This window comes from Streptomyces sp. NPDC101776 (genome assembly GCF_044766845.1).
GTDB lineage: Bacteria > Actinomycetota > Actinomycetes > Streptomycetales > Streptomycetaceae > Streptomyces.
The window spans coordinates 1218173-1240712 of the sequence record NZ_JBIWMV010000001.1 but is presented as its reverse complement, the minus strand read 5'-3'; the positions used below and the strand labels follow the sequence as shown (position 1 = coordinate 1240712).

Genomic DNA, 22540 nt, shown 5'->3' with positions numbered 1-22540 from the left:
TGCGGACATGAACGCGTTCCTACAGCAACTGCCCGCGCTGATCGGTGTGGTGATCGGTGCGCTCGGCTCGTACCTGGCCATCGTGCGGGGCGACCGGGCGAGGTTCCAGCGGGAGCGTGAGGCTCGTTGGGAGGAGCGGCGGCTCGATGTGTACGCCGAGTACGCCCGGACGCTGAAGAAGTCCGTGACCCTGACCTACCGCGTCGCGTCCCATCTCGGCAACGACCCGCATCCGCACGCGCTCACCCCGGCGGAGGCGGAACCCCTGCTGGCCCAGGCGACCGTGGACCGCGATCCGTCCGGCGAGGCGCTGATCCTGCTGGGCAGCACGGAGGTGGTGGACAAGGCCCGGGCGTGGGTCGGCGCGGTGATGGAGATGGAGCGGTTCATGCGCGCGGGGACCCATGACCCGGGCGCCTGGCGGGAGTTGCTGGAGCGGCAGCGCGCCGGTCGCGAGGGCTACTACGCGGCCGTACGGGACGATCTGGCGCTGCCGCCGGGTCACTCGGCGCGCTGGCCGGTCACCGAGGTCTGATCCACCGGCTCACCGGTACCCGGTCACATCCGCCGGTTTCCCCACGTCCTGCACCTCCACCATGTACCGCCACGCGTCCGGCCTGCTCCCGTCGAGGTCCGTGAAGCCGTACACCGGGGCGAGCCCCCCGCTGGACAGCGACTGCCCGTTCCAGCGGGCCACTTGGGGGTCGGCGGCGAGGGCGGTGACGGCGCGGCCGACGTAGCGCGGGGTCTCCGAGATGGCGAAGTGCGGGACGCGTTCCAGGGCGTCGCGCCAGTTCGACTCCCCCACGCCGAACTGGTCGAGCATGATCTCCGAGCGCAGCCAGCCCGGGGTCAGCGCGACGGCCGTGGCGCCGCGCGGGCCGAGTTCGTGGCCGATGGCGAAGGCCATGCGCAGGACGGACGACTTGGCGAGGTCGTAGAAGAAGGAGACGCGGTAGGTGTCGCGGTTGTACTCGGCGGTCCCGTCGGTCATCTCGACGACCAGACCGCCGGGCCGGCGCAGCAGCAGGGGCAGCGCGTGGTGGCTGGTGATCGCGTGCGTCTCGACCGCGAGCCTGAGGAGGCGCAGGCCCTTGTCGAGGTCGTGTTCCCAGACGGGGGTGTCCCAGGCGAAAAGGTGCTCGCCGCCCCAGATGTCGTTGACGAGGACGTCGAGGCGGCCCTGTTCGTCGTCGATGCGGTCGACGAGGGCCCGTACGGCCGAGGGGTCCAGGTGGTCGGTGGGGACGGCGACGCCCCGGCCGCCGGCCGCGGTGACGAGGTCGGCGGTGTCCTCGATCGTCTCGGGCCGGTCGTACTCGGAGCGCCGGGCGCGGGTGCTGCGGCCGGTGACGTAGACGGTGGCGCCGGCCGCGCCCAGCTCCACGGCGATCCCGCGTCCCGCTCCGCGCGTCGCCCCCGCGACCAGTGCGACCTTGCCTTCCAGTGGACCCGGCATGTCCGGCCTCCCGTGCTCGTTCGACGTCTGTCATGTCGATCGTGCGGGAGAAGCCGGACACCTTCTGTCGGGTATTTCGTCCGGGCTTTCAGTGGCCCCGCGCGATCCACTCCTCCAGGTGTGCGGCCTCCGCGCCGACGGTCGTCGAGTCGCCGTGTCCCGTGAGCACCTTCGTCTCGGGCGGCAGCGTCAGCAGCCGGTCGCGGATGGAGTCGATGATGGTCGGGAAGTGGGAGTACGACCGTCCCGTGGCCCCTGGTCCGCCGTGGAACAGGGTGTCGCCGGTGAAGACCGTGCCGAGCCCGGGGTCGTACAGGCACACCGCGCCGGGCGCGTGACCGGGCGTGTGCAGGACCGTCAGGTCGGCGCCCGCGGCCTCGATGACCTGCCCATCGGCGAGATGGGCGTCGGGGTCGCGGTCGGGGTGGGTCTGCTTCCACAGGGAGAGGTCGTCCGGGTGCAGCCAGATCGTGGCGCCGGTGCGGTCGGCGAGTTCTGGAGCGGCGTCGATGTGGTCGTTGTGGGCGTGGGTGCAGATGATCGCGGTGAGGCGACGGTCGCCGATCGCCTTCACGATGGCGTCGGCGTCATGGGCGGCGTCGATGACGACGACCTCGTGGTCGTCGCCCACGATCCAGACGTTGTTGTCGACGTCCCAGGTGCCGCCGTCGAGCGTGAACTGCCCTGAGGTGACGAGGTGTTCGATGCGCGCGGCCATCAGAAGACCACCACCGAACGCAGCACGTCGCCACCGTGCATCCGCTCGAACGCCTTCTCCACCTCGTCGAGTTGGACCGTCTCGGTCACGAACGCGGCCAGATCCAGGCGTCCTTGCTGGTGCAGGTCGATGAGCATCGGGAAGTCGCGGGAGGGCAGGCAGTCGCCGTACCAGGACGACTTGAGCGCGCCGCCGCGTCCGAAGACGTCCAGCAGCGGGAGTTCGAGCTTCATCTCGGGCGTGGGCACACCGACGAGGACGACCGTGCCCGCCAAGTCCCGCGCGTAGAAGGCCTGCTTGTACGTCTCCGGGCGGCCGACCGCCTCGATCACGACATCGGCGCCGAAGCCACCGGTCAGCTCGCGGATCGCCTCGACAGGGTCGCCGGCCTTCGAGTTGACGGTGTGCGTGGCCCCCATCGAGCGGGCCTTCTCCAGTTTCCGGTCGTCGATGTCCACGGCGATGATCCGCGCCGCACCCGCGAGCCGCGACCCGGCGATCGCCGCGTCACCGACACCACCACACCCGATGACCGCGACCGTGTCACCGCGTCCGACGTTGCCGGTGTTGATCGCCGCGCCGATACCGGCCATCACACCACAGCCCAACAGCCCGGCGACCGCAGGGGAAACGGCCGGGTCGACCTTGGTGCACTGTCCGGCGGCCACCAGGGTCTTGTCGGCGAAGGCGCCGATGCCCAGGGCCGGGGAGAGTTCCTGGCCGGTCGAGGCGAGGGTCATCTTCTGCTTGGCGTTGTGGGTGTTGAAGCAGTACCAGGGGCGGCCACGCAGACAGGCCCGGCAATTCCCGCACACGGCACGCCAGTTGAGGATCACGAAGTCGCCGGGGGCCACGTCGGTGACGCCCTCGCCGACCGACTCCACGATTCCGGAGGCCTCGTGGCCGAGCAGGAAGGGGAAGTCGTCGCTGATTCCGCCCTGTTTGTAGTGCAGGTCGGTATGACAGACCCCGCAGGCCTGTACCTTCACCACGGCCTCACCGGGTCCGGGATCGGGTACGACGATCGTCTCGACCCGGACCGGCTCGTTCTTGCCCGGTGCGATCACGCCGCGTACTTCCTGCGCCATGGTCCTGAACCCTTTCGTCGAGCGTTGTCCCTGCCTACGACCCTACGCGTGACTGATCGGTAGGGGCACGACGGCGGCGACACCGCCGCCTTAGGCCGACGTAGCCTGAATGCTCCGACCGACTCCCGAGGAGCACCGTGAGCGCCGTGGCCATCGCAGGGACTCGGAGCGACCCGCCGGCCTGGCGGCTGCTCCTCGACTACGTACGACCGCACCGCTGGGCCCTGCTGGCGGGCGCGTTGCTCTCCCTGGTCACCGGGGGCACCGGACTGCTGCTGCCGCTGGTCGCCCGAGGCCTGATCGACGACCTGTCGCAGCACCGCACGATCACCGGGGCGCTGCTCGCGATGTCGGCGCTGGTGGTCGCCAACGCGGCGGTGGGCGCGCTGGGTTCGTACGTGCTGCGGCGGACCGCCGAGTCGGTGGTGCTCGGCGCGCGGCGCGCCCTGTCGTCGTACCTGCTGCGGCTGCGGATCAGCGCGGTGGACCGCAGCGAGCCCGGCGACCTGATGGCCCGCATCACCTCGGACACCACGCTGCTGCGCGAGGTCACCACCGATTCACTGGTCGGCCTCGGCACCGAAGGCCTCATCCTGGTCGCGACGGTGGTGATGATGGGTCTTGTCGACCCCGTGCTGCTGGCCGTCACCCTCGCCGTGATCGTGGGCGCGGGCACCGTGCTCGGCCTGATCGTGCCGCGCATCAACCGGGCCAGCCGGCAGGCACAGGACGCGATCGGTGTGATGGGCGCCTCCCTGGAGCGGATCCTCGGCGCGCTGCGCACGGTGAAGGCGTCCGGCGCCGAGGACCGCGAGGAACGCACCCTGCACGCGGCGGCCGAGGAGTCGTGGCGGCAGAGCGTGCGCGCCGCCAAGTGGACTGCCGCGGCGGGCAACACGGCCGGCCTGTCGATGCAGATCGCGTTCATCACCGTGCTCGCGGTGGGCGGGGCGCGAGTCGCGACGGGCGCGATCGACATCGGCACGCTGGTGGCGTTCCTTCTCTACGTCTTCTATCTGATGCAGCCGATCCAGCAGGTCGTGGGCGCGATCACCCAGTACCAGACGGGCGCCGCGGCCCTCTCCCGCATCCAGGAGGCGCTCCAGCTTCCCGCCGAACTCCCTTCCCCGCCCGCTCAGTTGCCCTCCCCCGGCGCCGCACCCGCGGCCCTCTCCTTCGACGACGTCCGCTTCCGCTACGGCGCCGACCTGCCCTACGTCCACCACGGCGTGACGTTCGACGTACCGGCCCAGGGCATGACGGCGTTCGTCGGCCCGTCCGGCGCGGGCAAGACCACCGTGTTCTCCCTCATCGAGCGTTTCTACGACCCGGAGTCCGGCGCCATCACCCTCGACGGCCGGGACCTCGCGGACTGGGAGCTGTCCGGGCTCCGGTCCGCCATCGGCTATGTGGAGCAGGACGCGCCGGTCCTGTCGGGTTCCCTGCGCGACAACCTGCTGCTCGGCAACCCGGACGCGGACGAGGACGCCGTCGCCCGCGTCCTGGCGACGACCCGCCTCGACGGCCTGGTCGCCCGACTGCCGAAGGGTGTCGACACCCTGGTCGGCCATCGCGGCACCCGTCTCTCGGGCGGCGAACGCCAGCGCGTCGCGATCGCCCGGGCCCTGCTGCGCCACCCCCGGCTGCTGCTCCTGGACGAGGCGACCTCGCAGTTGGACGCGGTCAACGAGGCGGCCCTGCGCGACACGGTCGCCGATGTGGCCCGGACGACGACGGTCCTGGTCGTCGCGCACCGGCTGTCCACGGTGACGATGGCGGACCGGATCGTCGTCATGGACGCGGGCCGGGTCCGCGCGGTGGGCACGCACCGGGAGCTGGTGAACGCCGACCCGCTGTACGCGGAGCTGGCGGCGACACAGTTCCTGGCGACGGCGGGCTGATCCCGGGGCACAGCTGAGGGCCGCCCGTTTCCGGACGGCCCTCGAGGTCGGCGCGCTGCGCGGTCCCGCTACTCGACGGCGGGGAGGAGTCCCGTGACCGGCGCGGTCATGTCGGTGACCTGGTGCAGCTGCTGGAGGTCGTTCAGGTGGTTCAGCGACTTCATCTGGTCGGCGACCTTCGGGATCTGCGCCTGGTGCTCGGCGGGGATCTCGCTCACCGCGAGCGAGTCCAGCAGGGCGACCGGGCTGACCTTGCCGTCCTTGAAGGCGGGCGCGTCGGCTGCGTTCGCCATCGGCGCGACGAGGCCGGTGACCCCGACGGCGAGACCAACGGCGGCGGCGATACGTCGTGTTGAGATCATGCTTGCAGCAACGCGGACGGTAGCCGCGCGGTCACGGGCGCCCGGCGCCGCTCACCCGTCAGGAGGAGTGCGCCCCTGCGTTTGCCGACCCTGGCGCGGCGGAGGAGTCTCGTAGGAGAGGCCCGCCGCGGCTCGCTCCTGTTCGGGCCGCGGCCCTCCGAGGAGGTCACCATGGGCACCGCGGCACGCCCCGGCTTCGACACCGAAGCCCTGCGCCGGGGCATCGAAGACCACACAGCGGCGACACTGCTGTCGCTCTACGCGGACGACGCCGAGATCCACGTCGTCGACCACCAGACCCAGCCCAGTCACCCCAAGGTCCTGCACGGCCGGGACGAGATCGGCGCGATGCTCGCCGATGTCTACAGCCGCGACATGACACACAAGTTGGAGGAGTGCGTCGTACAGGGCGACCGGGTCGCCTACAGCGAGTCCTGTCGGTACCCGGACGGGACCCGTGTCCTGGCCGAGTCGATGCTCGTGCTGGACGACGGCAAGATCACCCGGCAGACGATGATCCAGGCATGGGACGGATAGCGCGAAGGGTGCCGAGGGTCCGGATCAGCACCCGCCTGACCTGGACCTTCTCGGCGAGTACGGTCCCTGTCGGCTCCGCTGCGAGGCGACGGCGTACGCCGGTGTCCGCGGCCGGGCTGCGCGCGTCCGCCGCGCTGCTGGGTTCGGCGCTGCGGGCGGCCCGGTCCACTCACCGCAGGAGCGGTTAGGCTGTTCGTGGGTCGTGACTGGCGCTGAGGTGGAGCACCACCGTGGAGCGGCCCACGCGGAGTCGATGCCGTGCGCCTGGGCGATTGGTCACCAGCTCAGGAGTGGATCATGTCTCAGGCACGGCTCATGGACGGCACCGCGCTCGCCCGGCGGATCGTCGAGGACACCGCGAAGAACGCCGCCGACCTCACGGAGCGCACCGGTACGGCGCCCTGTCTGGCGACGGTTCTGGTCGGCGCGGACCCGGCCTCCGTCACCTACGTCCGGATGAAGCAGAACCGCAGCCGCAAGGCCGGCATCGAGTCCCGGCACGTGGAACTGCCCGCGGCCACGACCACCGCCGAACTGGTCGCGGCCCTCTCCGCACTCTCCGCGGACCCCACCGTGCACGGCATCCTGCTCCAGCACCCGATGGGTGAACACATCGACGAGCGGGCCGCGTTCGAGGCGATCGCGCCGGAGAAGGACGTGGACGGCGTGACCTTCGCGTCCTTCGCGGCGATGAGCTTCGGCCTGCCGGGCTTCGTGTCCTGCACGCCCGGCGGCATCATGCGGCTGCTCGACGAGTACGACGTCGCCCCGTCCGGGAAGCGGGCCGTCGTGGTCGGCCGCAGCGCGATCCTCGGCAAGCCCGCCGGCATGCTGCTGCTGGCCCGCGACGCGACGGTCACCTACTGCCACTCCCGCACCCGGGACCTCTCCGCTGTGGTCCGCGAGGCGGACATCGTGGTCGCCGCCGTGGGCCGTGCCCGGCTGATCCGGGGCGAGGACATCAAGCCCGGCGCGGTCGTCCTGGACGCCGGTTACAACGCGGGCAACGTCGGCGACGTCGACTTCGAATCGGCCGCCGAGCGTGCCTCGCTCATCACGCCGGTGCCGGGCGGCGTCGGCCCGATGACGATCGCCACGCTGCTGGAACAGACCGTGACGGCCGCCGCCCAGCAGCTCGGGGTGTAGGCAGTTCGTCCGGGCGGCCGGTGTGCGCCGCCCGGACGGATCACGCCGCTACGGCTAAGTCAGCGTCCACTTCTGGTTGTTGGCCGTGCCGCAGGTCCACAGGATGAGCAGGGTGCCGTTGGCCGTGGCGGCGCCGGACGCGTCCAGGCACAGGCCCGCGTTGACGTTGGTGAGGGTGCCGTCGGAGTTGGCGGTCCACTTCTGGTTGTTCTGGCCGTTGCAGTCCCAGATGACGACCTTCGTGCCGTTGGTGGTGCCGTTGTTGTAGGCGTCCAGGCACTTGTTGCCGTACACCACGAGTTCCTTGCGGGAGGTGTACGTCCAGGCCTGGTTCTGGCCGCCGTTGCAGTCCCAGATCTCGGCCTGGGTGCCGTTGGTGATGGTGTTGTTGTAGACGTCGGCGCAACGGCCGGATCCGGTGCCGACGACCAGGTCACCGTTGGTGCCCGGGATCGGCTGGACGTTGATCGCGCCCAGGGTCGGGAGTGAACTGCCCGTCAGGGTCAGGGAGTTGGCCGATCCTTTCGACAGGTTGGCCTGCACCGAGATCGTGCCCGCGCTGGAGCCGGTCGGCGGGAAGGAGACCGTCGTCGCGGTCTGGCCGTTCACCTGGAGGGTGCCGGTGACGGCGGTGGAGCCGGTGTTGGTGTAGGTGACGTCGACGACGTTCAGGCCGGTGCTCGCCGCGCTGACGGCGGTGTACTTGCCGGTGGACGTGGCGGTGTAGTTGGTGCTCGCCGCCTCGGTGCCGCCGCTGATCTTCAGGAACACGGAGCCGCCGGCCGGGACGCTCGCCGTGTAACTCGTGCCGTAGGAACCGATGTTGGAGCGGGACCACAGGTCGCGGACGGTGGCGGACGCGGTGGTCAGGCCGAGGTCGGACCAGCGGACGGTGATGTTCTGGGCGGAGGAGGTGCGGTTGAGGAGGGTGACCGCGCGGTTGCCGAGGCCCGAGAGGACCTTGCCGTAGACCTGGAGCCCTGTCGTGTCCTCGGCGACCTTGACGCCCTGGAGGCCGCGCGCGTCCTGGTCGACGGCGATGACCTCGGGGTTGGTGAGGATGCCGGTGGTCTCGGTGGTGAGGGTGGTGAGGTCGTTTCCGGCGAGGAGGGGGGCGCCGGAGATCGCCCAGAGCGCCATGTGGGTGCGGTTCTGGGCGGCGGTGAGGCCGGTCATGCCGACCATCAGCATGTCGGGGTCGTTGTAGTAGCCGGTGTGCTGGGCGGCCGGGTGCAGGCCCTGGTCGAAGTTGGAGAGCATGTTCGTCGTCGACGGCGAGTTGCCGTAGTAGATGATGTCCGTGCTCGTCCGGTACATGCGGGCCAGGCCGGGGGCCCAGTTCCAGGGGTTCTGGTAGCCCCAGTTGCAGACCGAGAGGGTCAGCGCGCGGCCCGTGCTCGCGGTGGCCTTGGTGACCGAGGCGCTGAGCGCCTTGTACGCCGTCGCCGCGTCGAGTCCCTCGGCGTCGCCGCCGCACCAGTCGACCTTCACGAAGTCGAAGCCCCACTGCGAGAACTGGAGCATGTCCTGGTCGTAGTGGCCCTCGCTGCCGGTGTTGGCGGCGGCGGGACGACCCGTCGGGTAGTAGTAGCCGCAGCCGTTCGCGCCGGCGTCCGTGTAGATGCCGGCCTTGAGGCCCTTGCTGTGGATGTAGTCGGCGATGGCGCTCATCCCGCCGGGCCACTCGCCGGTGTCGACGGTGATGTTGCCCGCGCTGTCGCGGGTGCCCTGCCACCAGCCCTCGTCGATGTTGATGTAGTTGTAGCCGGCCGCCGGGAGGCCCGAGGCGACGAACGCGTCGACCTGCTGCTTGATGACGCTGTAGTCGATCTTCGCCGCGAAGCTGTTCCAGGAGGCCCAGCCCATCGGGGCGGTGGGCACGGCGATCTGACGGGTCGTCGAGGCGACCGGGGTCGACCGGAGGGGGTCCACGGGCGCGGCTCTGGTGAAGAGAAGCAAGGTGACTGCGGCTGCGGCCATCGCGAGGGCGCGCAGGAGGGGGGCGCGGGACATGCGGCTCCTTTGTCGATATCTCGAACAAGGATCGTGTCGCCGAACGAAACGGCGCGCTGAAAGTAGAGCCACCCGGGGCCGAAGTCAACGGCTGTGACACGAGGGGCAGTTGGCATCCCCGCGGGAAACCCCGTGGGGATCCCCACTCGTCGGTCACCGGACGGGATACTGAGCGGCGTGCGCGTAGCGATCATGACAGCGGGATCCCGGGGCGACGTGGCCCCGTACACCGGACTCGGCCATGCCCTGGCCCGGGCGGGACACGAGGTCACCCTCGTCACCCACGGCGGTTTCGCGCCCCTGGTGGCGGGGTCGGGCGTCGGCTTCCATCCTCTTCCGGTCGATCCCCGGGCGGAGTTGGAGTCCACACGGGGGCGCGGGCTGCATCGCAGCGCCTCGGGTGGAGGCAAGTTGCTGCGGGTGGTGACGATGGCGCGGGCGCTGGTCGGGCGGATGACCGACGAGCTGCTGACGGCCGCGCGGGCGAGTGACGTGCTGCTGCTGTCCAGCTCGTTGGCGCCGTTGGGGCACGCCATCGCCGAGGGGCTGTCGTTGCCGAGCATGGGCGTGTACCTCCAACCTCTCGCGCCGACAAGGGAGTTCGCACCCCCGGTGCTGGGCGGCGGCTCCTGGGGAACGGTCGGCAACCGGGTCGCCGGGCACGGGGTGAGCCGGGCGGTGGAACACGTCTTCACCACCGCCGTACCGGACGTGCGAGCCCGCCTGGGCCTGCCCCGCACCCGCCCCGGCGTCGCGCTCCGGTCCCGTGACAGGCTCAACTGGCCCGTCCAGCACGGCTTCAGCCCACTGATCGTGCCCCGCCCGGCGGACTGGCGGCCCGGCCTGACGGTGGCGGGCTACTGGTGGCCGTACGACGGAGACGCCCAACTCCCTTCCGAGCTAGGGGACTTCATCGACTCCGGTCCGGCGCCGGTCTTCGTGGGGCTCGGCAGTGCCACGGTGCCCGACCCGGAGCGGCTGAGCGCCGAGATCGTGCGCGCGCTGCGCCGGGCCGGGCTGCGCGGGGTGATCCAGCGCGGCTGGGGCGGCCTCGAGGCGGCCGGGGACGACGTCCTGACCGTGGGCGAGGTCCCGCACGCGGCGCTGTTCCCACGGATGGCGGCCGTGGTCCACCACTGCGGCGCGGGCACGACCGCGGCCGGGCTGCGCGCCGGGGTACCGGCCGTGCCGGTACCGATCCAGTTCGACGAGGGCTTCTGGGCGGCACGCCTGGTCGCCCTGGGCGTGGCTCCGGCCGTCGTCCCCCTGCGCGGCCTGACCGCCGACTCGCTGTCCGCCGCGCTGGTACGGGCCACCCGTGACCCGGGCTACGCCGAGCGCGCTCAGTCCCTCGGTGCCCGGGTGCGCGGCGAGGACGGCACGGCTCCGGTGCTCGCGGCCCTCGGCACACTGACCTAGCGCCGCTGCCGTTCCACGGCCTCGGTGGTGACCGGCGTGAAGAAGTTGATCAGGTTGCCGTCGGGGTCGCGGAAGAGGAGGGAGCGGTTGCCCCACGGCATGGTCGTCGGCTTCTGGACGATCTCGCAGTCGAGGGGTGCCAGGCGCTCGAACTCGGCGTCGACGTCCGGCACGCGGAACTCGGTGATCACCGAACGGTTGGCGGCGGGTTGTGCGGAACCGGTGCCGAACAGGGCCACGGTGCGGGCGCTCGCGATCGCCAACGTGCAGGCGGGCGTGGCGAGTTCGGCGAAGTCGGGGGTCGACCAGGCGGCCGGGACGCCGGTGACCTGTTCGTAGAACGCGACGAGTCGGGCGACGTCGTCGGTGATGACGCGGATCGAGACGAAGTTCATGGCGGCTTCCTGTCGGAGGAGGTCCTACGGGCTGCCGGACGAGCCGGCGTCTCTCACGCTAGGACCGATACCGGACAGCTTCCGCCCGGTATCCGAGGCAGACTTTCGGGGTGACCACCTCGACCGCGCGTGTGCTCGCCCTGCTGGAGATCCTCCAGGGCGGCGGCCTCCGTACCGTCCCGGACCTGGCCGCCCGGCTGGGCGTCGACGAGCGCACGGTCCGCCGCTACGTCGGCCACCTGCTGGAACTGGGCGTGCCGGTCGACTCGGTGCGTGGTCGCCACGGCGGCTACCGGCTCGCTCCCGGTTACCGGATGCCCCCGCTGATGCTCACGGACGAGGAGGCCCTGGCCGTGGTGCTCGGGCTGCTGGCCGGGCGCAGGGCGGGGCTCGGCACCGCGTCCGCCGCGGCGAGCGAGAGCGCCACGGCGAAACTGCTGCGGGTACTGCCCGCCGCCCTGCGCCGACGGCTCGACGCGCTGCTCGACACCGCCGACTTCACCGCGCGCCCCAGGGCCGCCGTCGCCCCGGAGACGGACGTGCTGCTCGAACTCGCCGAGGCGGCACTCCATCGACGGCCGGTGACCATCGGCTACACCGACCGCAAGGGCCGCGACAGCGACCGTACGGTTCTGCCGTACGGTCTCGTGGCGCATGCCGGGCGGTGGTATCTGACCGGTGCCGACCCGGCCGACGGGGAGGTGCGCACGTTCCGCCTGGACCGGATCACCGCGCTGAGCGTGCGGCCGGGCTCGTTCACCGTCCCGGCGGAGTTCGATCCGGCGGCCACGGTGCTGGACGGCCTCGCGCGGACGCCGTGGACCCACGATGTGTCACTGCGGATCCGGGGCGGTGTGCGGCACGTTCGCCGGCATCTCCCGGCCGAGATCGCCACCGTGACCACACCCGACGAGGGCACCGACTGGGTTCACGTCCGGATCCGGGCCGAGCGGCTGGACTGGATCCCGGCCGTCCTCGCCGCGCTCGACCGGCCGTTCGTCATCGAGCGTCCCGCCGCCCTGCGCGATCTCGTCCGCGCGCTGGCCCGCCGCCTGGACGAGCACGCCGCGCACGGCGACGACCTGCCCTAGGGGGTCCAGCCGGGCGGCTGCATGATGCCGAGGAGCTGGCGGACGAGTTCCTCCACCACCTCGTCCAGCGTGGCGTCCACCCAGCCCGCGCTCCAGTCGTGGAGCAGGCCGTTGACGCTGCCGATGAACGCCGTCGCGGCGATCCGGTAGTCGCGGCGGGCGGCCTCCCCGCGCTGGGCCGCGGCCCTCGCCTCGGTGCAGATGAGGTTGATCCAGCGGGCGCGGCGGGCCAGCCGCTGTTCCTCCAGCCGGGCGCTGACGCCGATGATCTCGACGAAGGTGATGCGGATGCGGCGCGGGTCGCCGGTGACGTTCGCGGCGTAGGCGTGGAAAATCGCGTTGGACCGCTCGGCGAGTGACAGGCCCTCCGCGGATTTCAGCGCCACCAGTACGGCTTCCTCGGCCCAGTCGTTGACCTGGAGGTGGAGGGCGGCCAGGACGTCCTCCAGGCTGCGGAACTCCTCGTAGAACTGCCGGGTGGACAGGCCCGCGGCCTCGCTGAGGGCGGCGACGGTCGTGGCGCGGTAGCCAGGGGTGTCGCCGAACAGCTGGAGCGCGGCGTCCAGGAAGCGTTCGCGCCGCTCGACCTGTCGTTGCTCGGCGGACTTGCCGCCGTAGCGGCCCGTCGGCGCCTTGAGCCTGCCCGCCACTGTCACACCCCTGTCTCGTCGACCACTGCCCAATCTTGTCGTGTCCACAGTCTTGCGGAGAAGGGGGCCCCTCCTTACTTTTCAGTAAGTTCACTCTGAAATCACGCGTGTTCAGATTCCTTCACGCCACCCCGGCACCCGCTCACCTCACAGAAGAGAGCAGTCATGCCTGCCTTCAGACCCAGGCACCTTTCCTCCATGGCCGCCGCCCTCGTCCTGACCGTAGCCGCTCCCGCGACGGCCGCAACAGCCGACTCCTCCGCCGCTCTGCGCGAGGTGCTGTTCGTCGGCAACAACTGGGACGGCACCGCGGACGTCATCAAGTCCACCGGCGACTTCGCGAAGGTCGGGGAGATCAACATCGTCCCCGACAAGGCGGCTCGGCTGGCGGAGATCAACGCCGATCCGATCAAGTGGATCTACTACACGTCCATCCACAACGAGGTCGGACAGGGACACGACCAGTACGTGGACGACATGTATTCCACGCCGGACGGCAAGTCCCTCGTCGTCTCCCGCCCCAGCTTCGCCGACGTGGTGTCGATCAACCTGGCTACCGACACCATCAACTGGCGTTTCCCGGTGGCCGGTTACCGCGCCGACCACATGGCGGTCTCCCCCGACGGCACCCGCGTCGCGGTCTCGGCCTCGACCGCCGACAAGGTGCAGGTGCTGGACATCAACACCGGCGCCGAACTGGGCGAGTTCGACACCGGCGACAAGCCGCACGAGAACTTCTTCACCAACGGCGGCAAGTACATCTGGAACATGGCGATCGGCGAGGTCACCACCTCCCTCGACGATCCGGCCTGGGACTGGACCAAGGGCGACCGGCACATCACCGTCGTCGACGCCACCACGTTCAAGCAGGTCAAGATCATCGACATGCGGGACCGGCTGGACGCGATCGGCCTCACGAACTTCTCGGACGCGGTCCGCCCGGCCGCCTTCACACCGGACTGGTCCAAGCTGTACTTCCAGGTGTCGTTCTTCAACGGCTTCCTGGAGTACGACGTCGCCACCGACAAGATCACCCGCGTGAAGACGCTCCCGGCCAACCCGGCGACCAGCACCGACCGCACCACCTGGCTGCTCGACTCACGTCACCACGGCATCTCGATGAACCCCGACGGAACCAAGCTCTGCGTCGCCGGGACGATGGACAACTACGCGACGGTCGTGGACCGGGCCACCCTTCAGGAGGGGCCGCTCGTCACGGCGTCCACGCCGTACTGGGCGACCGTGAGCGGTGACGGCAAGGACTGCGTCATCTCCGAGGCAGGCGCCGACCAGGTGACGGCCATCGACTTCGCCACCGGGCAGAAGGTGCTCTCCGTTCCGGTGGGCGACCATCCGCAGCGCGTACGGCTGGGTCATGTCCAGGCCGACTGGACGAGCCCGTCCACGAGTTGAGCGACCGTCAACGGCACCGGTCCCCGAGGGGACCGGTGCCGTTGCGTTGTCAGCTGTGCGCTGCCGCCCAGGTGGCCAGTTCGGACTTGGCCGCGCTCAGCAGCGTCGAGGAGGGGCTCGACGCGCCGTTGGTGATCAGGGCGTAGTGCAGGGTTCCGGAGCCGGTGGCCGAGAGCAGCAAGCGGTGGCTGCCGGTGCCGCCCGGTTCGTCGGCGTAGCCGATCGGGGTCGACGACGTGTACGCCGGGACACCCGAGACGGCTCCCAGGTCGGAGACCACGGTGGTGGACGCGGCCGGGAAGGACGCCGGGAGGTGCAGTTCGGTCGGTGCGGTGGAGCTGTTGGAGCGCCACATCAGCAGGCCGTACTGGCCGGAGCCGACCAGCGAGGACACGTTCGGGAGGGTGCTGGGGACCGGGTTCCAGGTCAGGGTCGTGGAGCCGTCGCGGGAGCGGTCCTCGTAGGTGAAGGCGACCGTGGTGCCGGCGGTCGCGCTCGGGTAGATCCGGTCGAGCAGCCGGGCGTCCTGACGGAGTGTCACCGTGCCGGTGGAGGTCATGTTGACGGCGGAGAGGTCCTCGTCGTTCCAGGCGTCGCCGGTGGTGAGCACCTTGTCGGGGTTGTCGTTCATCAGCTCGCTGTGGCGGCCGTTGTAGATGTCCCACTGCCACTGCGTACCGGACAGGACCGGACCGGAGCCCGCCGGGTTGGACCACCAACTGGCGCCCGGCAGCCGGGAGTCGAGGGCCTGGTACATCGCCTTGAGGACGGTCGGCGCCTTGCCCGCGACCGATCCGGACAGCGGATGCCCGAACTCGCTGACGATGGCGGCGGTGCCGGCCGCGGTGGCCCGGTCACGGACCGTCCCGAAGTCGGTCGAGTACTGACCGTCGGCCGCGTTGCCCCACATCAGGATGCCGGAGATCGCCTTCTGGTCGTAGAAGTGGGTGTTGAAGACATAGCGCGAGCCGAGGGTGCCCGCGTCGAGGAGTCCGCCCACCTGCACCTGGCTGGAGATGTTGGAGTTCCAGAAGAGGTTCGGCTCGACGAGGGCGGGCTTGGCGCTCCAGCCGGCCGCGTCCATCCGGGCCCGGAACTTCACATAGAACGGCCAGAGCAGGTTCTGCTCCCACGTGCGGCTGGTCTGGCCGGAGTCGTAGGTCCCGGCGAAGGGCTCGTTGTACGGGTCGAAGCCGACGACACCCGCGAACTCCTCGGTACTCAGGTGCTGTTGGATGTACGTCATGGTCGACTGGGCGGTGGTGAGGAAGGCGTCCTGGAGGCCGTAGTTGTTGTGCCAGAAGTCGTACTGGGCCTTCGTCACAGCCGCGTTCCCGGTGATGTTCTGACCCCAGAAGAGGCAGATGCCGCAGGACTCCTGCGGGTAACTCCCCAGCGCGACGGCCCACTTGGGGGCGCCGTCGCCGGTGTACCAACTACCGCTGTTGAACAGGTACTTGGAGTAGAGGTCCTGGTGGAAGTCGGGATAGACGCGGATGCCGACGTCGAGGAACGCCTGCATCTGCGCGGTGGCGGCGGCCAGGTAGGTGGTGTCGACCTGGCCGCGGACGGGTTCGGCGTAGGCCCAGGAGAGCAGGAAGCGGACCGAGTTGCCGCCGCCGAGGGCGCGCAGCGCGGTCGCGGACTTCTTCGCGTCGGCGACCGAGGCGAAGGGGAGACCGTCGTTCTCCGCCAGTTTGGTCTCGCCGGAGACGTTGTAGCCGCGCAGCACGACCTGGCGGCCGTAACTGTCCACGAAGCTGCCGTTCTGCACGGTCAGCGCTGAGCCGTCGAACCAGAGGGAGTCGGTTGGGGTGGCGGCGGTTGCTGGCCCAGCGCCCAGCACCGACAGGAATCCGCAGAGGACAACCAGGACCACGATCAAACGCGCCCGGACATTCGTCATGTCCACTACAGTCCGGTGGTTTCCGGACACTGTCAACACTTCTGACTCACGAGTAAGTCTGCTCGCTGAAAGCCCTGTTGACACATCTCAGACCGGCCGACGGGTCACGTTCTTCAGGTACTCCTTCCGGTTCAGCGGGTTGTGGTCGGTGCGCGCCCGCTCCGGGACCGTGCCGTGCGCGACGGGCGCGTAGTGGTCGAAGACGCTCTCCCACTCGCCCTCCCCGCGCGTCAGTCCCGGCAACTGCCGCTCCAGCCCGTGCACTTGGGCCGCCGGCATCTCTCCCTCCAGCACACAGAGCGCCCCCTGGGTCTCGGTGGTGCGCGGTACGGCGCGCAGCGCGGCGAGGACCGGCAGCAGGACGGCGAGGGTGTCGGCCGGAGCCTCGACGCGGAACCGGTGCATCGGCTCGTGCACCCGGCTCCCCGCCCGCCGCAGCGCCTCGACGAGGACGAGCGGGGTCAGTCCGCGGAAGTCGGCGCCGGTGCTCGACATGCTCTTGTCGAAGCGCTGGTGGGCATGGCTCTGCCGGGGCGAGTAACCCGAGTGCGTCATGGTGACCACGCAGTCGGTGACCCGCCAGCCGTGCAGCCCCTGTCCGAGCGTCTCGCGCACGGTGTCCTCGACGGCCTTGAAGAAGGCGTACGGCATCGCGCCCAGCTCGACCTCCAGAGCGAACCGCACGCCCGAGCCGACCGGGGCCGGGTCGACCCGCAGGCCGACCGTGGCGAGGAACGGGTTCTCGCCCTTCTTGTTGAACTCGGCCGCCGTGCCCGTGCCGACCGGCCGTTCGACACACAGCGGAGTCGTCTCGCGGAAGGTGACCCGCACCCCGAACTCGTCGGCGAGCGTGTCCTGAATGACCTCCTTCTGGACCTCGCCGTAGAGCGAGACGGCGGTCTCCTGGCGCACCTCGTCGTGGCGCAGGCCGATCAGCGGGTCCTGTTCGGCGAGGTGGGTGAGCGCGAGGTGCAGCACCCGCCGGTCGGTGTCCGGGCCCGGGACGACGACCGTTTCGAGGGTCGGCGGCGCGAAGACATGCTCGTACGCCTTCCTCGGTACTCCGATCGCGTCGCCGATCCTGATCTCGCCGAGCCCCCACAGCCTGCCGATCCGGCCCGCCGGTACGGAGTCGGAGACGAGGTCCGTGCCGTGGTCGAAGACGCTGACCGCGGTGACCTTGCCCTCCTCCCGCGCGTCACCGAAGGTGATCCGGTCACGGGTGCGGAGGGTTCCGGAGAACATCCGCGCGTACGCCACCTTCTCCCCCGCCGGGCCGCGCTCGACCTTGAACACCGTGCCGGAGAGCGGGCCTTGGGGGTCTCCCTGGGCGGCGGGCAGCAGTTCCCTGATGCCGGTGATGAGCGCGTCGACGCCGGCGCCCGTGATGGCGGAGCCGAAGTAGACGGGGTGCACGAGGACCTGGCGGGTCTGGTCGGCGAGGGCCCTACGGAGAAGGTCGTGGGGCACGGTGTTCTCGATGTACGCGGTGAGCAGTTCGTCGTCGTGGTCGGCGAGGACGGCCGGCGCGCTCGGGCCGAGGCCCGGCAGGAAGCCGGCCTCGCGGGTGCCGAGGCCCTCGACCGAGCCCATCGGTACGACCGCCGCCTTGAGCCGCTCGGAGATCGAGGACAGGAGATCGCCGTAGCGTGCCCCGCGTCGGTCGATCTTGTTGACGAAGAGGAGGGTCGGGATACGCAGCCGCTGGAGCGTGCGCATCAGGACGCGGGTCTGCGGCTGGACGCCCTCGACGGCCGAGACGACCAGGACGGCGCCGTCGAGCACGCCGAGCACCCGCTCCACCTCGGCGATGAAGTCCGGGTGACCGGGGGTGTCGATCAGGTTGACGGTCACGTCGTCGACCGGGAACGAGACGACGGCCGACTTGATGGTGATGCCGCGCCGGCGCTCCAGCGCGAGGGTGTCCGTGCGGGTGTTCCCGCCGTCGACGCTGCCGAGCTCGTCGATCACGCCGGCCGAGTGCAGGAGGCGCTCGGTCAGGCTGGTCTTACCGGCGTCTACGTGCGCGAGGATTCCGAGGTTGAGCAAGTGCACCTGGTGTCATGTCCTTTGAAGAGAGGGGCCTTCCTTCCTGGGTGGACATGAACGGTGCGCGCATCTCGGTGCTCCTCGGTCGTCGGTGACTGCTGCCGATCAGTGCAGCAGAGGAGCGGGAGCGGCGCCAACGGATTAACGTCCGTACAGGGACTGTGGCGGTGAGAGGAGCGCGGCGTGCGGGAGATCCTCCCGGAGCTCGGTCGCTGGTACGCGGCAGGGGATCCGTTCGGTCTGGCCACCGTCGTCGCGGTCAGCCGCAGCACACCGCGCGACCCCGGTGCGGCCATGGCCGTGGGCCCGGACGACGAGGTCAGGGGCAGTGTGTCCGGCGGCTGTGTCGAGGGCGCGGTGTACGAGCTGGCGCGGGAGGTCGTGGCGAGCGGCGAAGCCCGGCTGGAGACCTTCGGGTACAGCGACGAGGACGCCTTCGCGGTCGGGCTCACCTGCGGCGGCGAGATCACCGTGCTGGTGCGGCCCGTCACGCCCGAGGCAGATCCCACGTTCGGGGCGGTCGCACGGTCGGTCGCCGCGCACGAACCGGTGACCGTGGCGACGGTCGTCGGCGGTCCGGCGGCGCGCGGCGCCACGCTCGCCGTCTGGCCCGACAGAGTGGACGGCACCCTCGGCACGACCGGTCTCGACGTGGCGGTCACCGCCGATGCCCGTGGTGAACTCGCCCTCGGGGCAACGGGGTTGCGGCACTACGGGCCGCACGGCGAGCGACGCGAGGACTCCGTCACCGTGTTCCTGCACTCCTTCGCGCCACCACCCCGGATGCTGGTCTTCGGCGCGATCGACTACGCGGCGGCGGTCGCCCGGATCGGCGACTTCCTCGGCTACCGGGTCACCGTGTGCGACGCCCGCCCGGTGTTCGCCACGCCGAAACGCTTCCCGGCGGGCGTGGAGGTGGTCGTGGACTGGCCGCACCGCTATCTGCGCGGCACGGACACCGACGAGCGCACGGTGATCTGCGTCCTGACCCACGATCCGAAGTTCGACGTACCGCTGCTGGAGGAGGCGCTGCGCCGGCCGGCCGCGTACATCGGGGCGATGGGCAGCCGCCGCACACACGACGAGCGGAGGCGGCGGCTGCTCGAAATCGGCCTCGGCGAGGGCGAGTTGGACCGGCTGCGGTCACCGGTGGGCCTGGATCTCGGTGCCCGTACGCCCGAGGAGGTGGCCGTGTCCGTGGCCGCCGAGATCGTGGCGCTGCGGTGGGGCGGGACGGGGATGCCGTTGACGGGGGTGGCGGGGGCGATCCATCGGGCGCCCGTCACATGAGCCGACGCGTCACCTCGGTGGCAGCCGGTGGAGTGCCAGGTCCGTCAGGGTGCCGTCGGTGACCGTCGCCGTGAGGTAGGTGCGGTGCGGTTGGCGGCGCCGGTCCGTCGGGGAACCCGGGTTCAGCAGGCGCAGGCCGGTGGGGGCGCTGGTGTCCCAGGGGATGTGGCTGTGCCCGAAGACCAGCACGTCCAGGTCGGGGAAGCGGGCCGCGCAGCGCGCCTCGCGGCCCTGGGCGGGGCCCGTCTCGTGGACGACACCGAAGCGCAGGCCGCCCAGTTCGGCGTACGCCAACTCCGGGAGCCTGGCGCGCAGTTCGGGTCCGTCGTTGTTGCCGTACACACCGACGAGCCGGCGGCTGCGGCTCTCCAGCAGGTCGAGGGTCGCGGTGTCGACCCAGTCGCCGGCGTGGAACACGACGTCGGCACGCGGGAGTTCGGCGAGGAGCTGGGCCGGCAGTTCCTTGGCGCGCTTGGGGAGGTGGGTGTCGGACATCAGCAGGAGGCGCACGGGTCCAGCGTAGGGCGCCCGCCACCCACGAAAGATCTTCAGTCAGGACTGCACAGTTCCGACTGGACAGTTCTCACTGACGGATCTACGGTGAGGCCCATGGATCATCAGCGCACCGGCACTCCCGCGGACATCTCGGACTCCGCCGCCCGCTCGGCACGCGATCTGCGGGTGGTGCTCAGCCGGCTGCGCCGCAGGATCCGCGAGGTGGCGACGGACGAGGATCTGACCCCTTCGCAGGAGTCGGCGCTCACGCTCGTCGGCAAGCACGGCGCGGCCACGGCCAGTGCCCTGGCGTCCGCCGAAGGGGTCAGGCCGCAGTCGATGGCCGCCACCCTCGCCGCCCTGGACCAGCACGGGCTGATCCGGCGCAGCCCCGACCCCGAGGACGGCCGTAGACAACTCGTCACGCTCACCGAGGCCGGCCGCGCGCGGATCGAGGACAACCGGCAGGTCCGCGAGGAGTGGCTCGCGCGGGCCTTCGAGGACCGGTACACCGAGCGGGAACGGCGGACGATCCTCGACGCGCTGGCGTTGATGGAACGGCTGTCCGAGCAGTGATACCGAAGCTCGGCCAGGCAGCACGGACCGCGCGCCCCGCACCGATCGGTTTCGACCGGCGGCTGATCGCGCCGATGGTCCTCGGTTCCGTACTGAACCCGATCAACTCCTCGATGATCGCCGTGGCCCTGGTGCCCATCGGCATCGCCTTCGGAGCCCCGCCCTCGGAGACGGTGTGGCTGGTCTCGGCGCTGTATCTCGCCACGGCCGTGGGCCAGCCGGTCATCGGGCGACTCGTCGACATGTACGGGCCCCGCCGGCTCTATCTCATCGGTACGGCCCTGGTCGGCATCGCCGGAGTCATGGGCGCCCTCGCGCCGTCGCTCGGCGTCCTGATCGCCGCCCGGGTGCTGCTCGGGTTCGGCACTTCGGCCGCCTATCCGGCCGCGATGCAACTGACCCGCAGCGAGGCCGAACGCACCGGGCAGGACAGTCCGGCCGGTGTCCTCACCGCGCTGGCGGTCTCCGCGCAGACGGTGTCGGTGATCGGGCCCACGCTCGGCGGTTTCCTCATCGGTGTGGGCGGCTGGCGCGCGATCTTCACCGTCAACGTGCCCCTCTCCGTGGCCTGTCTGGTCCTCGGCGCACTGCGCCTGCCGAGAACGAGCAAGGACACGAGCGGCACCCGGCGCGATGTCGACCCGCCCGGCATGCTCCTGTTCGCCGTCATGCTGGTCTCGCTGATGATGTTCCTGACCGCCCCCAAGGTCTCCGAGTGGTACCTCCCGGTCCTCAGCGCCGTCGCGGCCGTCGCCTTCGCGAGACGCGAACTCCGCGTCCCCGAGCCCTTCGTGGACCTGCGGGTCCTCGGCGGCAACCTCCCCCTGGTGACCACCTACATCCGCCAGTTCCTCGGCTACACCACGTCGTACGCCTTTCTCTACGGCTACACGCAGTGGCTGGAGGAGGGGCGCGGGCTGCACGCCTCCGCCGCCGGGCTCGTCCTGCTCCCCCTGTCGGTGACCGCCCTCGGCGTCTCCACGCTCACCGGGCGCCGCGAGGCGATCCGCGCCAAGCTGCTCGTCGGCAGCGCCGTCCAGATCGCCGGCTGCGCCGGGCTGCTCCTGGTCGGGTCCGGCAGCCCGGTCTGGCTGCTGCTCGCCGTCGGCGCGGTGCTGGGCGTACCGCAGGGGCTGCTCGGACTGGCCGGGCAGAACGCCCTGTACCGGCAGGCCGAGCCCGCGCGCATCGCGTCCGCCGCCGGACTTCTGCGCACCTTCATGTACCTCGGCGCACTCGCCGCCTCGGCGGCCACCGCGGCCTTCTTCCCGCACCGCGCCGACACCCCGGGACTGCACGGCCTGGCCCTGTTCATGGGCATCGGGTCGGTGCTGCTCCTGGCGATCACCCTGCCCGACCGTTCCCTTCGGGCCCTCACCCCTCGAACCCCCCGAACCTCCTGAAAGGCCCGCCCCATGGCACTCACCACACTCGACCCGCGCACCGCTCTCGTCGTGATCGACCTCCAGGGCGGCATCGTCGGCGCTCCGACCCAGCCGTACAGCGGGCCCGAGGTAGTCGCCCGTACCGTCGAACTCGCCGACGCCTTCCGGGCCGCCGGGCTTCCCGTGGTCCTGGTCCGGGTCACCTTCGCGGCCGACGGCGCGGACGCGGTGCCCGGCCGTACCGAGCAGCAGCGCGGCGGCGGCGCGACCCGTCCCGAGGGCTGGGACCTCATCGTCGACGAACTGGCCGGGCACCCCGGCGACATCCAGGTGACCAAGCGCAACTGGGGCGCCTTCCACGGCACCGACCTGGATGTACAGCTGCGGCGGCGTGGTGTCACACAGATCGTGCTGACCGGCATCACCACCAGCATCGGCGTCGAGTCGACCGCCCGTGCCGCCCACGAGCACGGCTATCAGGTGACCCTCGCCACGGACGCGATGAGCGATCTGGACGCCGTCTCGCACGCCCACAGCATCGAGCGGATCTTCCCACGGCTGGGCGAAACGGGCACGTCCGCCGAACTCCTGGAACTTCTGGCCAAGACCCACGACGTGAGCCGACTTCGGTCTACTGCGGGTTAACC

General features: G+C 70.7%; 21 protein-coding genes and 1 riboswitch. Of the genes, 11 read left to right on the top strand and 10 right to left on the bottom strand.

Translation table 11 applies throughout. The annotated features are described in order from the left end of the window. Nucleotides 1-7: 7 nt before the first annotated feature. Nucleotides 8-535 (top strand): hypothetical protein, encoded by a 528-nt coding sequence (locus ACIRRY_RS05410; protein ID WP_403968134.1) that lies wholly within the window; start codon nucleotides 8-10, stop codon nucleotides 533-535. Nucleotides 536-544: 9 nt separating this feature from the next. Here the strand turns inward: ACIRRY_RS05410 and ACIRRY_RS05405 are convergent, their stop codons facing one another. The 3 genes from ACIRRY_RS05405 to ACIRRY_RS05395 all read right to left on the bottom strand — a co-directional run bounded on the left by ACIRRY_RS05405 (nucleotide 545) and on the right by ACIRRY_RS05395 (nucleotide 3265). Further along, nucleotides 545-1459 (bottom strand): SDR family oxidoreductase, encoded by a 915-nt coding sequence (locus ACIRRY_RS05405; protein WP_403968132.1) that lies wholly within the window; start codon nucleotides 1457-1459, stop codon nucleotides 545-547. Between the two features lie 88 nt (nucleotides 1460-1547). Beyond that, nucleotides 1548-2177 (bottom strand): MBL fold metallo-hydrolase, encoded by a 630-nt coding sequence (locus ACIRRY_RS05400; RefSeq protein WP_403968130.1) that lies wholly within the window; start codon nucleotides 2175-2177, stop codon nucleotides 1548-1550. Continuing rightward, nucleotides 2177-3265 carry an S-(hydroxymethyl)mycothiol dehydrogenase gene (locus ACIRRY_RS05395; RefSeq protein ID WP_403968128.1) on the bottom strand — a complete coding sequence of 363 codons (1089 nt, stop codon included), beginning with the start codon at nucleotides 3263-3265 and terminating at the stop codon, nucleotides 2177-2179. Before ACIRRY_RS05395 ends, ACIRRY_RS05400 begins: the two co-directional genes overlap by 1 nt. A gap of 146 nt (nucleotides 3266-3411) precedes the next feature. Between ACIRRY_RS05395 and ACIRRY_RS05390 the strand changes: the two genes are divergently transcribed. Further along, the gene (locus tag ACIRRY_RS05390; RefSeq protein WP_403968126.1) at nucleotides 3412-5166 is read left to right on the top strand and encodes an ABC transporter ATP-binding protein; all 1755 of its coding nucleotides are present in this window, start codon (nucleotides 3412-3414) and stop codon (nucleotides 5164-5166) included. Nucleotides 5167-5234: 68 nt separating this feature from the next. On the opposite strand, the gene ACIRRY_RS05385 is transcribed toward ACIRRY_RS05390, so the two are convergent. After that, on the bottom strand, nucleotides 5235-5528 hold the full coding sequence (locus ACIRRY_RS05385) for a hypothetical protein (RefSeq protein WP_403968124.1): 294 nt from the start codon (nucleotides 5526-5528) through the stop codon (nucleotides 5235-5237). Between the two features lie 171 nt (nucleotides 5529-5699). Here ACIRRY_RS05385 and ACIRRY_RS05380 point away from each other — a divergent pair, with 171 nt between their 5' ends. Both ACIRRY_RS05380 and ACIRRY_RS05375 read left to right on the top strand, forming a co-directional pair. After that, the gene (locus ACIRRY_RS05380) at nucleotides 5700-6065 is read left to right on the top strand and encodes a nuclear transport factor 2 family protein (RefSeq protein WP_200682186.1); all 366 of its coding nucleotides are present in this window, start codon (nucleotides 5700-5702) and stop codon (nucleotides 6063-6065) included. Nucleotides 6066-6257: 192 nt separating this feature from the next. After that, nucleotides 6258-6342: riboswitch (ZMP/ZTP riboswitch) on the top strand. A gap of 20 nt (nucleotides 6343-6362) precedes the next feature. Further along, nucleotides 6363-7211, top strand: a complete 849-nt coding sequence (locus tag ACIRRY_RS05375) for a bifunctional 5,10-methylenetetrahydrofolate dehydrogenase/5,10-methenyltetrahydrofolate cyclohydrolase (RefSeq protein WP_403968122.1) — start codon at nucleotides 6363-6365, stop codon at nucleotides 7209-7211. 54 nt (nucleotides 7212-7265) lie between these two features. On the opposite strand, the gene ACIRRY_RS05370 is transcribed toward ACIRRY_RS05375, so the two are convergent. Next, nucleotides 7266-9224 carry a ricin-type beta-trefoil lectin domain protein gene (locus ACIRRY_RS05370; RefSeq protein WP_403968120.1) on the bottom strand — a complete coding sequence of 653 codons (1959 nt, stop codon included), beginning with the start codon at nucleotides 9222-9224 and terminating at the stop codon, nucleotides 7266-7268. 192 nt (nucleotides 9225-9416) lie between these two features. Between ACIRRY_RS05370 and ACIRRY_RS05365 the strand changes: the two genes are divergently transcribed. Further along, the gene (locus ACIRRY_RS05365; RefSeq protein WP_403968357.1) at nucleotides 9417-10643 is read left to right on the top strand and encodes a glycosyltransferase; all 1227 of its coding nucleotides are present in this window, start codon (nucleotides 9417-9419) and stop codon (nucleotides 10641-10643) included. Here the strand turns inward: ACIRRY_RS05365 and ACIRRY_RS05360 are convergent. Continuing rightward, nucleotides 10640-11038 carry a VOC family protein gene (locus tag ACIRRY_RS05360; RefSeq protein WP_403968118.1) on the bottom strand — a complete coding sequence of 133 codons (399 nt, stop codon included), beginning with the start codon at nucleotides 11036-11038 and terminating at the stop codon, nucleotides 10640-10642. The two genes, ACIRRY_RS05365 and ACIRRY_RS05360, sit on opposite strands and share 4 nt — an antisense overlap. Before the next feature lie 110 nt (nucleotides 11039-11148). On the opposite strand from ACIRRY_RS05360, the gene ACIRRY_RS05355 reads away from it, so the two are divergent. Beyond that, nucleotides 11149-12129: a helix-turn-helix transcriptional regulator gene (locus ACIRRY_RS05355; RefSeq protein WP_403968116.1), complete on the top strand. Its 981-nt coding sequence runs from the start codon at nucleotides 11149-11151 to the stop codon at nucleotides 12127-12129. Here ACIRRY_RS05355 and ACIRRY_RS05350 read toward each other — a convergent pair. Next, the gene (locus ACIRRY_RS05350) at nucleotides 12126-12779 is read right to left on the bottom strand and encodes a TetR/AcrR family transcriptional regulator (RefSeq protein WP_403968114.1); all 654 of its coding nucleotides are present in this window, start codon (nucleotides 12777-12779) and stop codon (nucleotides 12126-12128) included. The genes ACIRRY_RS05355 and ACIRRY_RS05350 overlap by 4 nt on opposite strands. A 165-nt stretch (nucleotides 12780-12944) precedes the next feature. On the opposite strand from ACIRRY_RS05350, the gene ACIRRY_RS05345 reads away from it, so the two are divergent. Continuing rightward, the gene (locus tag ACIRRY_RS05345) at nucleotides 12945-14192 is read left to right on the top strand and encodes a YncE family protein (protein WP_403968112.1); all 1248 of its coding nucleotides are present in this window, start codon (nucleotides 12945-12947) and stop codon (nucleotides 14190-14192) included. A 49-nt stretch (nucleotides 14193-14241) separates the two neighbouring features. Here ACIRRY_RS05345 and ACIRRY_RS05340 read toward each other — a convergent pair whose 3' ends face one another. Further along, nucleotides 14242-16098 (bottom strand): endoglycosylceramidase, encoded by a 1857-nt coding sequence (locus ACIRRY_RS05340; protein ID WP_403968110.1) that lies wholly within the window; start codon nucleotides 16096-16098, stop codon nucleotides 14242-14244. 87 nt (nucleotides 16099-16185) lie between these two features. After that, nucleotides 16186-18153, bottom strand: coding sequence for a GTP-binding protein (locus ACIRRY_RS05335; protein ID WP_403968108.1), 1968 nt, complete (start codon nucleotides 18151-18153; stop codon nucleotides 16186-16188). Nucleotides 18154-18330: 177 nt separating this feature from the next. Here ACIRRY_RS05335 and ACIRRY_RS05330 point away from each other — a divergent pair, with 177 nt between their 5' ends. Continuing rightward, a complete protein-coding gene (locus ACIRRY_RS05330) occupies nucleotides 18331-19437 on the top strand; it encodes an XdhC family protein (RefSeq protein WP_403968107.1) in 1107 nt (368 codons plus the stop codon). A 9-nt stretch (nucleotides 19438-19446) separates the two neighbouring features. On the opposite strand, the gene ACIRRY_RS05325 is transcribed toward ACIRRY_RS05330, so the two are convergent. Then, nucleotides 19447-19947 (bottom strand): metallophosphoesterase family protein, encoded by a 501-nt coding sequence (locus tag ACIRRY_RS05325; protein ID WP_403968105.1) that lies wholly within the window; start codon nucleotides 19945-19947, stop codon nucleotides 19447-19449. A 99-nt stretch (nucleotides 19948-20046) separates the two neighbouring features. Here ACIRRY_RS05325 and ACIRRY_RS05320 point away from each other — a divergent pair, with 99 nt between their 5' ends. Genes ACIRRY_RS05320 through ACIRRY_RS05310 form a run of 3 tightly spaced genes read left to right on the top strand, consistent with a single transcriptional unit; the run spans nucleotide 20047 to nucleotide 22538 of the window. Continuing rightward, nucleotides 20047-20508, top strand: coding sequence for a MarR family winged helix-turn-helix transcriptional regulator (locus ACIRRY_RS05320; protein ID WP_403968103.1), 462 nt, complete (start codon nucleotides 20047-20049; stop codon nucleotides 20506-20508). After that, on the top strand, nucleotides 20505-21911 hold the full coding sequence (locus ACIRRY_RS05315; RefSeq protein WP_403968101.1) for an MFS transporter: 1407 nt from the start codon (nucleotides 20505-20507) through the stop codon (nucleotides 21909-21911). The genes ACIRRY_RS05320 and ACIRRY_RS05315 overlap by 4 nt, the downstream gene beginning before the upstream one ends. A 12-nt stretch (nucleotides 21912-21923) precedes the next feature. Beyond that, the gene (locus tag ACIRRY_RS05310) at nucleotides 21924-22538 is read left to right on the top strand and encodes a hydrolase (RefSeq protein ID WP_403968099.1); all 615 of its coding nucleotides are present in this window, start codon (nucleotides 21924-21926) and stop codon (nucleotides 22536-22538) included. The last annotated feature ends 2 nt before the right edge of the window (nucleotides 22539-22540 follow it).

Coding starts and splice junctions, on each gene's coding strand:
- ACIRRY_RS05310 (WP_403968099.1), top strand. CDS start 21,924: ATGGCACTCACCACACTCGACCCGCGCACCGCTCTCGTCGTGATCGAC.
- ACIRRY_RS05385 (WP_403968124.1), bottom strand. CDS start 5,528: ATGATCTCAACACGACGTATCGCCGCCGCCGTTGGTCTCGCCGTCGGG.
- ACIRRY_RS05410 (WP_403968134.1), top strand. CDS start 8: ATGAACGCGTTCCTACAGCAACTGCCCGCGCTGATCGGTGTGGTGATC.
- ACIRRY_RS05375 (WP_403968122.1), top strand. CDS start 6,363: ATGTCTCAGGCACGGCTCATGGACGGCACCGCGCTCGCCCGGCGGATC.
- ACIRRY_RS05380 (WP_200682186.1), top strand. CDS start 5,700: ATGGGCACCGCGGCACGCCCCGGCTTCGACACCGAAGCCCTGCGCCGG.
- ACIRRY_RS05365 (WP_403968357.1), top strand. CDS start 9,417: ATGACAGCGGGATCCCGGGGCGACGTGGCCCCGTACACCGGACTCGGC.
- ACIRRY_RS05405 (WP_403968132.1), bottom strand. CDS start 1,459: ATGCCGGGTCCACTGGAAGGCAAGGTCGCACTGGTCGCGGGGGCGACG.
- ACIRRY_RS05320 (WP_403968103.1), top strand. CDS start 20,047: ATGGATCATCAGCGCACCGGCACTCCCGCGGACATCTCGGACTCCGCC.
- ACIRRY_RS05345 (WP_403968112.1), top strand. CDS start 12,945: ATGCCTGCCTTCAGACCCAGGCACCTTTCCTCCATGGCCGCCGCCCTC.
- ACIRRY_RS05370 (WP_403968120.1), bottom strand. CDS start 9,224: ATGTCCCGCGCCCCCCTCCTGCGCGCCCTCGCGATGGCCGCAGCCGCA.
- ACIRRY_RS05340 (WP_403968110.1), bottom strand. CDS start 16,098: ATGACGAATGTCCGGGCGCGTTTGATCGTGGTCCTGGTTGTCCTCTGC.
- ACIRRY_RS05400 (WP_403968130.1), bottom strand. CDS start 2,177: ATGGCCGCGCGCATCGAACACCTCGTCACCTCAGGGCAGTTCACGCTC.
- ACIRRY_RS05360 (WP_403968118.1), bottom strand. CDS start 11,038: ATGAACTTCGTCTCGATCCGCGTCATCACCGACGACGTCGCCCGACTC.
- ACIRRY_RS05395 (WP_403968128.1), bottom strand. CDS start 3,265: ATGGCGCAGGAAGTACGCGGCGTGATCGCACCGGGCAAGAACGAGCCG.